This window comes from Streptomyces sp. McG3, assembly GCF_018619185.1.
Lineage (GTDB): Bacteria > Actinomycetota > Actinomycetes > Streptomycetales > Streptomycetaceae > Streptomyces.
Window position 1 is genome coordinate 1 of the sequence record NZ_JAAXYC010000314.1, and the last position, 8786, is coordinate 8786.

An 8786-nucleotide genomic window follows, 5' to 3' on the forward strand; every position below is an offset into this window, starting at 1 on the left:
GGCTGGGGCTGGGGACGCTGCTCGCGCTGTCGGCGCGTTCGGCGCCGCCGGAGGCGCCGAGGGCATCGTGTGGGCCGGCAGCGGTCACGTGAACGCCCTTACCTCGACGCCCGCTTCCTCCAGCGCGGCCCGCACCCGGCGGGCCAGGGCCGCCGCGCCCGGGGTGTCCCCGTGGACGCAGAGCGAGCGCGCCGAGACGGGGATCCGGCTGCCGTCCGCCCCGGTCACCGCCCGCTCGACGGCCATGCCGACGCTCCGGCGTACGACGTCGTCCGGGTCGTGCACCACCGCGCCCGGCTCACCGCGCGGGACGAGGGTGCCCCGCGGGGTGTACGCGCGGTCGGCGAAGGCCTCCTGAACGGCGGGCAGTCCGGCCTCGGCCGCACGGGCGAGCAGCCGCGATCCGGGCAGCCCGAGCACGGCCGGGTCTCCACCCGCCAGCCGGACGCCCGCGACGACGGCGGCGGCCTGGTCGTCGTCCCAGACCGCCCGGTTGTACAGCGCGCCGTGCGGCTTGACGTACGAGACGGTGGACCCGGCGGCCTCCGCGAAGACCCGCAGCGCGCCTATCTGGTAGGCGATCTCGGCGGTCAGCTCGGCGGGCGGCACGTCCATCGACCGCCGCCCGAACCCGGCCAGGTCCCGGTAGGAGACCTGCGCCCCGATCCGTACCCCGCCGGCCGCCGCCGCGTCGCAGACCCGCCGCATCACGGAGGCGTCGCCCGCGTGGAAGCCGCAGGCCACGTTGGCGCTCGTGACACAGGCGAGGAGCGCGTCGTCGTCGGTCAGGGTCCAGTTGCCGAAGCCCTCGCCGAGATCCGCGTTGAGATCCATCATCACGCCGCGCACGGTAATGACCGTTCAGCAGGGCGGCAAGGGGCGGTCCGGGGGCCGGACGGGCGGCCCCGCGCCGTCCTGGAACCGCCCGCCCTAGAGTCGTCCCATGACGGAGAGCCTCCGCCCGCACGACGCCACTTCCCACGACGCCGACCCCGGGGAGACCTCTTCCCACGACGCCGGACCCCGCGACCCCGGACCCCGCGACCCCGGACCTCGCGGCGCCGGCCTTCGCGACCGGTGGCACGACACGCTGGTCGCCGCGCGCGCCGGGGCGGACGGCCCCGATCCGCTGCCGTACGCCGAGAACCTCCTCGCCCGCTGGGCCGAGCCGCAGCGCCGCTACCACACGACCGCTCACCTGGCCGCCGTCCTGGACGGCGTCGACACCCTCGCCGGGCACGCCGACGACGTGCACGCGGTACGCCTCGCCGCCTGGTTCCACGACGCGGTGTACCGGCCCGACCGCACGGAGAACGAGGAGCGCAGCGCCGCCCTCGCCGAGCGGGCGCTGGCCGAGGCGGGGGTGCCGGACGCGGTGGTGGCGGAGGTCGCCCGGCTGGTCCGCCTCACCGTCACGCACGACCCGGCGGACGGCGACCGCAACGGCGAGGCGCTGTGCGACGCCGACCTCGCGGTCCTGGCGGGCGGCCCGCAGGAGTACGGGGCGTACGCGGCCCGGGTCCGGGAGGAGTACGGCTTCGTCCCGGACGGGGCGTTCCGGGAGGGCCGGGCGGCGGTGCTGCGGCAACTCCTCGACCTGCCGCGGCTGTTCCGTACCCCGCACGGCGCGGCCGCCTGGGAGGCGCGGGCCCGGCACAACCTGGCGACGGAGCTGGAGCTGCTGACCTCGTCGGGCGCCGGCTGACCAGGTGCCCGACCCCGCCGACCGGTGAATGTTCCGGTTCGTTCACGGTGTCGTCCCGGTCGCGCCCTGGCCCGACCGGTGAAGCCCGACGGCCGCTAACGTCTCCCATCGCAGATGCACACAACTCCACGGGGGTACGGCGACATGTCCAAGGGACTCGGCACGACGGTCGGCAGATCTTCCCGGCGGCGCGTACTGCGCCTGGCCGGTGGCGGGATCACCATGGCAGCGCTCGGAGCCGGGCTGACCGGCTGCGAGGACGAGCTCGCGACGGGCGGCGAGGGCAGCACGCCGCCGCCGCGCAGCGCTTCCCCCGTGGACGGGAAGGCGCCCGAGGACGGCAGGGCGCCCGAGCCGCTGTGGACGAAGTCGACGTCGGCACAGACCTACGGGGACAACGACGAGCTCGTGGCCGTGGACGGCGTGGTGATCGCGAGCGGTGATCCGCTGGCCGCCTTCGACGGCGCGACCGGCGAGGAGCGGTGGTCGCTGCCGGGCGGCGCGGTGCCCGGGGCGCCCCTGCTGCTCGGCGACGGCACCCTGTACCTGGAGAGCGGCACGTACGACGGCAGCGTCGCCGGCTATGTCCCGGGGTCCGGCAAGGAGGCCTGGCGCAGCCGCCTCGGCAAGGAGTACCGGCAGCCGAGGCCGGTCGCGGTGGACGCGGAGCAGGTGTACGTCATCGCCGAGATCCTGGAGGCCGACGGTTCGTCCCACACCAATGTGATCGCCGCGCTGAACAGTGGCACGGGCAAGGTGGCCTGGAAGGAACAGCGCGACCTCGGCACCCAGCAGAACGGCGTCCACGCCGCCGTGCGGGGCCGCTATCTCGTCTACACCGACTTCAAGAACAACCTCACGGTCCGCGACACCGCCACCGGCAAGCAGGTCTGGACGCAGAAGACCACGAAGACGAGCTACGGGCCGTTCGTCGTCCACCAGGATCTGGTGATCGTCCCGCAGGGGCAGCGGCTCCAGGCCTTCGCGCTGTCCGACGGGTCCGAGAAGTGGTCCGTACGGGCCGAGGAGTTCACCACCTTCCGGGAGCCGACCCTCCTGGAGGACGTGCTCTACATCGCGGACAGCGGCCGGACGCTGTGGGCCGTCGAGCCGGGGACCGGCAAGAAGATCTGGCAGTCCACGGCCCTCAAGGACGCGGGCGGTCAGGTGCCCCGGCAGTTCGTCAAGGTGGGCGGCACGCTCTATGGGGCCACCGACCTCGACAAGCAGGGCGGCGTCCACGCCTTCGACGCGAAGGGCGGCGGCCTGCGCTGGACGTTCAACGACAAGTCCGGCGACTACCACGCCTGGCTGGTGGCCACCGACGGCAAGCGCGTCTTCGCCCTGCACGGCAAGAAGCTGCACGCCCTCCCCGCGTGACGGAGCCGTCGCCGGAGCCGTCGAGAAGCCACTGACGCGACGGGGGACGATCGGGTGACGTAACGGGCGACGGACCGGGCGACGCAACGGGTGACGTAACGGGGAGGTGAACAGGCACGTCCCCCTCCCTTCGCCGGGAATGCGGAAGCGTTCTCCGGCGTTGGGACGAGTCATGCCCGACTCTCCCTCCCGCCGCGCACCCATGCCGCTGGCCGTATACATTCTCGGCCTCTCGGTCTTCGCACTCGGCACCAGCGAGTTCATGCTGTCGGGCCTGCTCCCGCCCATCGCCGACGACATGAACGTGTCCATCCCGCAGGCCGGACTCCTCATATCCGCGTTCGCGATCGGCATGGTGGTCGGCGCCCCGCTGCTGGCCGTCGCCACGCTCCGGCTGCCGCGCCGCACCACGCTGATCGCGCTGATCTCGGTGTTCGGCCTCGGCCAGATCGCCGGTGCGCTGGCCCCGACGTACGAGATCCTCTTCGTCTCCCGGGTCCTGAGCGCACTCGCCTGCGCGGGCTTCTGGGCGGTCGGCGCGGCCGTGGCCATCGCGATGGTCCCGGTGAACCAGCGGGCGCGGGCGATGGCCGTGATGATCGGCGGCCTGTCCGTCGCGAACGTGCTGGGCGTGCCGCTGGGGGCCTTCCTCGGCGAGCACTTCGGCTGGCGTTCGGCGTTCTGGGCGGTCGGCGCGGCCTCGGCGGTGGCCCTGGCCGGCGTCGCCACGCGTATCCCGCACATCCCGCTGCCCGAGAAGAAGCCGGAGCTGAAGCGGGAACTGGCGATCTACCGGGACCGGCAGGTCTGGCTGGCCATCGTGATCACCGCGCTCGCGGCGGGCGGGGTGTTCTGCGCGTTCAGCTACCTGGCGCCGCTGCTCACGGACGTGGCGGGCCTCGACTCGGGCTGGGTCCCGTGGATCCTCGGCCTGTTCGGGGCGGGTGCGCTGATCGGCACCATGATCGGCGGCCGGGTCGCGGACGCGCACCTCTTCGGGGTGCTGCTGAGCGGCATCACGGCGTCCACGGTGTTCCTGGTGGCGCTGGCCCTCTTCGCCTCCAGCCAGGTCGCGGTCATCGCGCTGGCGTTCCTGCTGGGCCTGTCCGCCTTCTTCACGGCCCCCGCGCTGAACGCCCGGATGTTCAACGTGGCCGGAGCCGCCCCGACGCTGGCCGGGGCCACCACGACGGCGGCGTTCAACCTGGGCAACACGAGCGGCCCGTGGCTCGGCGGCACGGTGATCGACCTGGACTTCGGCTTCGCTTCCACGGCCTGGGCGGGCGCGGCGATGACGGCCCTGGCCCTGGCGGCGGTGGGAGTGGCGCTGCACCTCCAGCGCGGCGGCGGCGAGGGCGGCCGGTCGCGCTCGCGGCTCATCGCGAAGAGCGCGGCGGCCCCCGAGGCCCCTAGGGACGACCGCCAGGCGCCGGCCGCCCCTTCGGCCTCCTCAGTCCCGCATCCGTCAGGCGCCTGACCAGCTCCTTCGAGCCGATCTCCCGCGCCCCGGCCCGTACGGCGTCCGCGTAGTGCGCCTGGGGCACGTCGTAGTGATCGCGCTCGAAGGCGCGCGGCGGGCAGCCGATCGCGGCCGCGAAGGCGTGCAGTTCCTCGAACGAGACATCGCTGACCAGGTGCGACCAGAGGCGGCCGTGTCCGGGCCAGGTGGGCGGGTCGATATAGACCGTCACCGCCGCGGCACCTCGCCCAGCGCCCCCACGGGCGCCACCGCCACGGCCGCCTTGGTGCACACCCAGTGCGGGTCGGGCCCGAGCTCCGGCTCCACGTCCAGGGCGTGCGGCTCCTCCTCGGCGCACGCGGGGCACAGCGGCCACCGCCCGTACCGCTCCAGCAGCGCGTCCTGCACGTCCTGGGCGACCAGCCCGGCCACGAACTCCGCGCCCTCGGGCCACTGCTCCACCCACCACCGCCGGTGCGTCACCGCGTCCTCGACCAGCGAGACGATGTCCGCCTCGGCGACGTCCCCCGCCGCCAGGTCGGCCATGACGAGCGCGCGGGCGGTGTGCAGGGCCTGCTCCAGGGGGTTCAACTCCATGCCCCCATTGTGCGCCCGTGCGGGAAAGGCCCTGCCCCGGGCAGTCCCGGCGGCATCCCGGGACCGCCGGTGGCGGCCCCGCCAGAGGTAGGGACCAAAGGGGGCTTGACGGACCCCGGGGTTGAAAATATCTTTCAGATGTGACCAGTGACGTGAAGGAAATTTTCAGCGGCGATTCCCCGCCGGCCCCCGCGGCCCTCGCCGCCAAGGTCCGGACCCTCGCCCCCTCCATGACCCGCTCGATGCAGCTGGTCGCCGAAGCCGTGGCGGGCGACCCGGCCGGGTGCGCCGCCCTCACCGTCACCGGTCTCGCCGAGCTCACCGGCACCAGTGAAGCCACCGTCGTCCGCACCGCGCGGCTCCTCGGCTACCCCGGCTACCGGGACCTGCGGCTCGCGCTGGCCGGCCTCGCCGCGCACCAGGAGTCCGGCCGGGCCCCCGCCGTCACCGCCGACATCGCCGTGGACGACCCGATCGCCGACGTGGTCGCCAAGCTCGCCTTCGACGAGCAGCAGACCCTCGCCGACACCGCCGCCGGGCTCGACACCGTACAGCTGGGGGCCGCCGTCGCCGCCGCGTCGACCGCCCGCCGCATCGACGTCTACGGCGTCGGCGCGTCCTCCCTCGTCGGCCAGGACCTGGCGCAGAAGCTGCTCCGGATCGGACTGATCGCCCACGCCCACATGGACCCGCACCTCGCGGTGACCAACGCCGTGCAGCTGCGCGCCGGCGACGTGGCCATCGCGATCACACACTCCGGCTCCACCGGCGACGTCATCGAGCCGCTGCGGGTCGCCTTCGACCGCGGGGCGACGACGATCGCGATCACCGGCCGGCCCGACGGGCCCGTGACGCAGTACGCGGACCACGTACTGACCACGTCCACCGCGCGCGAGAGCGAGCTGCGCCCCGCCGCCATGTCGAGCCGCACCAGCCAGCTGCTCGTCGTGGACTGCCTGTTCATAGGCGTCGCGCAGCGGACGTACGAGACCGCCGCGCCCGCCCTGGCCGCCTCCTACGAGGCGCTCGCCCACCGCCACAACCCGCGCACCCGCTGACCGCCCCGCACCCCCGTACGCGTACGAGACCGAGCACACCGAGAAAGCTGAGCCGCACCTCATGACCTCCACCACCGACGCGAACACCGACACCCCCGAGGCCTCCGGGACCTACGGCGCACTCCGCGCCCAGCTGGCCACCCTCACCACCGAGGCGTTCCGCCCCGAGCTGGCCGAGATCGACCGGCAGCCCACGCGGGAGATCGCCCGGATCATGAACGGCGAGGACGCCACCGTCCCGGCCGCCGTCGCCGAGCGGCTGCCGCAGATCGCCGCGGCCATCGACGCCACCGCCGAGCGCATGGCCCGCGGCGGCCGGCTGATCTACGCGGGCGCGGGCACCGCGGGCCGCCTCGGGGTGCTGGACGCCAGCGAGTGCCCGCCCACCTTCAACACCGACCCGTCCGAGGTCATCGGCCTGATCGCGGGCGGCCCGTCCGCCATGGTCACGGCCGTCGAGGGCGCGGAGGACAGCAAGGAGCTGGCCGCCGCCGACCTCGACGGGCTGAAGCTGAACGCCGACGACACGGTGGTCGGCATCTCCGCCTCCGGCCGCACGCCGTACGCGATCGGCGCGGTCGAGCACGCCCGCGCGCAGGGCGCCCTGACCATCGGGCTCTCCTGCAACGCCGGCTCCGCGCTCGGCTCCGCCGCCGAACACGGCCTGGAGGTCGTCGTCGGCCCCGAGCTGCTCACCGGCTCGACCCGGCTGAAGGCGGGCACGGCCCAGAAGCTCGTCCTCAACATGATCTCGACGATCACGATGATCCGGCTCGGCAAGACATACGGGAATCTGATGGTCGACGTCCGGGCTTCCAACGAGAAGCTGCGGGCCCGCTCCCGGCACATCGTCTCCCTGGCCACCGGCGCGTCCGACGCCGAGATCGAGGGAGCGCTCGCCGCCACCGACGGCGAGGTCAAGAACGCGATCCTGGTCATCCTCGGCCAGGTCGACGGCCCCACCGCCGCCACCCGCCTCACCGAGGCGGACGGCCACCTCCGCGCCGCCCTGACGGCCGTACGCACCACCTGACCCACCCGGGTACTCCGCCCCACCCCCCGCACAGCAAGGCACCGAGCACCATGGCCACAGAAGACAAGAACCGCGCCACCGCCGCCGCGATCCTGCCGCTCGTCGGCGGCGGGGCGAACGTCGCCTCCATCGCCCACTGCATGACCCGGCTCCGCCTCGGTCTGCACGACCGGTCCCTCGTCGACGACGAGGCGCTGAAGGCCCTGCCCGCCGTGATGGGCGTCGTCGACGACGACACGTACCAGATCGTGCTGGGCCCGGGCACGGTCGCCCGGGTCACCCCGGAGTTCGAGCAACTGGTCGAGGAGGCCCGGGAGGCCGCGCCCGAACCGGCCCCCGAACCCGGTACGGCCCCCGTCTCCGCCGAGGAACTGGCGGCCCAGGGCGCGGCGATCAAGGCCCAGCGGAAGGCGAGGAACGCCACCCCGTTCAAGCTGTTCCTGCGCAAGATCGCCAACATCTTCGTGCCGCTGATCCCGGCGCTCATCGGCTGCGGGATCATCGCGGGCCTCAACGGCCTGCTGGTGAACCTCCAGTGGCTGCCCGCCGTGACACCCGCGCTGGCGGCGATGGCGTCCGGCTTCATGGCGCTGATCGCGGTGTTCGTGGGCTACAACACCGCGAAGGAGTTCGGCGGTACGCCGATCCTGGGCGGTGCGGTGGCGGCGATCATCGTCTTCCCGGGCGTCGCGAACATCGACGCGTTCGGCCAGACGCTCTCCCCCGGCCAGGGCGGTGTGCTCGGCGCGCTGGGCGCGGCGGTCCTCGCCGTGTACGTGGAGAAGTGGTGCCGCCGGTGGGTGCCGGAGGCGCTGGACGTCCTGGTCACCCCGACCCTGACGGTGCTGATCTCCGGCCTGGTGACGATCTTCGGCCTGATGTACGTGGCGGGCGAGGTGTCCTCCGCGATCGGCACGTTCGCCGACTGGCTGCTGTCCAACGGCGGCGCGGGCGCGGGCTTCGTGCTCGGCGGCCTGTTCCTGCCCCTGGTGATGCTGGGCCTGCACCAGGCGCTGATCCCGATCCACACCACGCTCATCGAGCAGCAGGGCTACACGGTCCTGCTCCCGATCCTCGCGATGGCCGGTGCGGGCCAGGTGGGCGCCGCCGTGGCGGTCTACTTCCGCCTCCCCCGCAACGAGTCGATCCGCCGCACCATCAAGTCCGCGCTCCCGGCGGGCCTGCTGGGCGTGGGCGAACCCCTCATCTACGGCGTCTCGCTCCCCCTCGGCCGCCCGTTCGTCACGGCGTGCGTCGGCGGCGCGTTCGGCGCCGGCTTCGTCGGCCTGTTCAACCAGCTCGGCGACACGGTCGGCTCGACGGCCATCGGACCGTCCGGCTGGGCCCTGTTCCCCCTCCTCGACGGCAACCACGGCCTGGGCTCGACGATCGCGATCTACGCGGGCGGCCTGCTCGTCGGCTATGTCGCCGGGTTCGTCGCGACGTACTTCTTCGGCTTCGGCAAGGACCTGCTGGCCGAGTTCAACGTCTCCCAGGAACCGGCCCCGTCCACGGTCGCCGCCCAGGGCAACACCCACCCCACCACCACTGCCC

General features: G+C 73.5%; 9 protein-coding genes. 6 read left to right on the forward strand and 3 right to left on the reverse strand.

Annotated features, from left to right (window positions below; genetic code table 11):
* Nucleotides 1–84 precede the first annotated feature (84 nt).
* Complete coding sequence (locus HET64_RS32415; RefSeq protein WP_215110733.1) at nt 85–834, reverse strand: LamB/YcsF family protein; 750 nt, start codon at nt 832–834, stop codon at nt 85–87.
* A 109-nt stretch (nt 835–943) separates the two neighbouring features.
* On the opposite strand from HET64_RS32415, the gene HET64_RS32420 reads away from it, so the two are divergent.
* From HET64_RS32420 to HET64_RS32430, 3 genes are all read left to right on the forward strand, one after another.
* Nucleotides 944–1705 carry a hypothetical protein gene (locus HET64_RS32420; protein WP_215110726.1) on the forward strand — a complete coding sequence of 254 codons (762 nt, stop codon included), beginning with the start codon at nt 944–946 and terminating at the stop codon, nt 1703–1705.
* Nucleotides 1706–1849: 144 nt separating this feature from the next.
* Nucleotides 1850–3085 carry a PQQ-binding-like beta-propeller repeat protein gene (locus HET64_RS32425; protein ID WP_215110727.1) on the forward strand — a complete coding sequence of 412 codons (1236 nt, stop codon included), beginning with the start codon at nt 1850–1852 and terminating at the stop codon, nt 3083–3085.
* Between the two features lie 202 nt (nt 3086–3287).
* Nucleotides 3288–4562 carry a Cmx/CmrA family chloramphenicol efflux MFS transporter gene (locus tag HET64_RS32430; RefSeq protein WP_215110734.1) on the forward strand — a complete coding sequence of 425 codons (1275 nt, stop codon included), beginning with the start codon at nt 3288–3290 and terminating at the stop codon, nt 4560–4562.
* On the opposite strand, the gene HET64_RS32435 is transcribed toward HET64_RS32430, so the two are convergent.
* Nucleotides 4495–4776, reverse strand: a complete 282-nt coding sequence (locus tag HET64_RS32435) for a DUF4031 domain-containing protein (RefSeq protein WP_215110728.1) — start codon at nt 4774–4776, stop codon at nt 4495–4497. The two genes, HET64_RS32430 and HET64_RS32435, sit on opposite strands and share 68 nt — an antisense overlap.
* Entirely contained in the window at nt 4773–5141 is a 369-nt protein-coding gene (locus HET64_RS32440; protein ID WP_215110729.1) for a hypothetical protein, read from the reverse strand. The genes HET64_RS32435 and HET64_RS32440 overlap by 4 nt, the downstream gene beginning before the upstream one ends.
* Nucleotides 5142–5281: 140 nt before the next feature.
* Between HET64_RS32440 and HET64_RS32445 the strand changes: the two genes are divergently transcribed.
* From HET64_RS32445 to HET64_RS32455, 3 genes are all read left to right on the forward strand, one after another.
* On the forward strand, nt 5282–6199 hold the full coding sequence (locus HET64_RS32445) for a MurR/RpiR family transcriptional regulator (RefSeq protein ID WP_215110730.1): 918 nt from the start codon (nt 5282–5284) through the stop codon (nt 6197–6199).
* A 61-nt stretch (nt 6200–6260) separates the two neighbouring features.
* Nucleotides 6261–7232: an N-acetylmuramic acid 6-phosphate etherase gene (murQ, locus tag HET64_RS32450; RefSeq protein ID WP_215110731.1), complete on the forward strand. Its 972-nt coding sequence runs from the start codon at nt 6261–6263 to the stop codon at nt 7230–7232.
* A 50-nt stretch (nt 7233–7282) separates the two neighbouring features.
* Nucleotides 7283–8786 (forward strand): PTS transporter subunit EIIC (locus HET64_RS32455; protein ID WP_215110732.1); only part of this gene is annotated, 1504 nt, incomplete at its 3' end.

Excerpts from the sequence above, each read along its gene's own strand:
- HET64_RS32415 (WP_215110733.1), bottom strand. The coding sequence starts at position 834 with ATGGATCTCAACGCGGATCTCGGCGAGGGCTTCGGCAACTGGACCCTG.
- HET64_RS32420 (WP_215110726.1), top strand. The coding sequence starts at position 944 with ATGACGGAGAGCCTCCGCCCGCACGACGCCACTTCCCACGACGCCGAC.
- HET64_RS32425 (WP_215110727.1), top strand. The coding sequence starts at position 1,850 with ATGTCCAAGGGACTCGGCACGACGGTCGGCAGATCTTCCCGGCGGCGC.
- HET64_RS32430 (WP_215110734.1), top strand. The coding sequence starts at position 3,288 with ATGCCGCTGGCCGTATACATTCTCGGCCTCTCGGTCTTCGCACTCGGC.
- HET64_RS32440 (WP_215110729.1), bottom strand. The coding sequence starts at position 5,141 with ATGGAGTTGAACCCCCTGGAGCAGGCCCTGCACACCGCCCGCGCGCTC.
- murQ (WP_215110731.1), top strand. The coding sequence starts at position 6,261 with ATGACCTCCACCACCGACGCGAACACCGACACCCCCGAGGCCTCCGGG.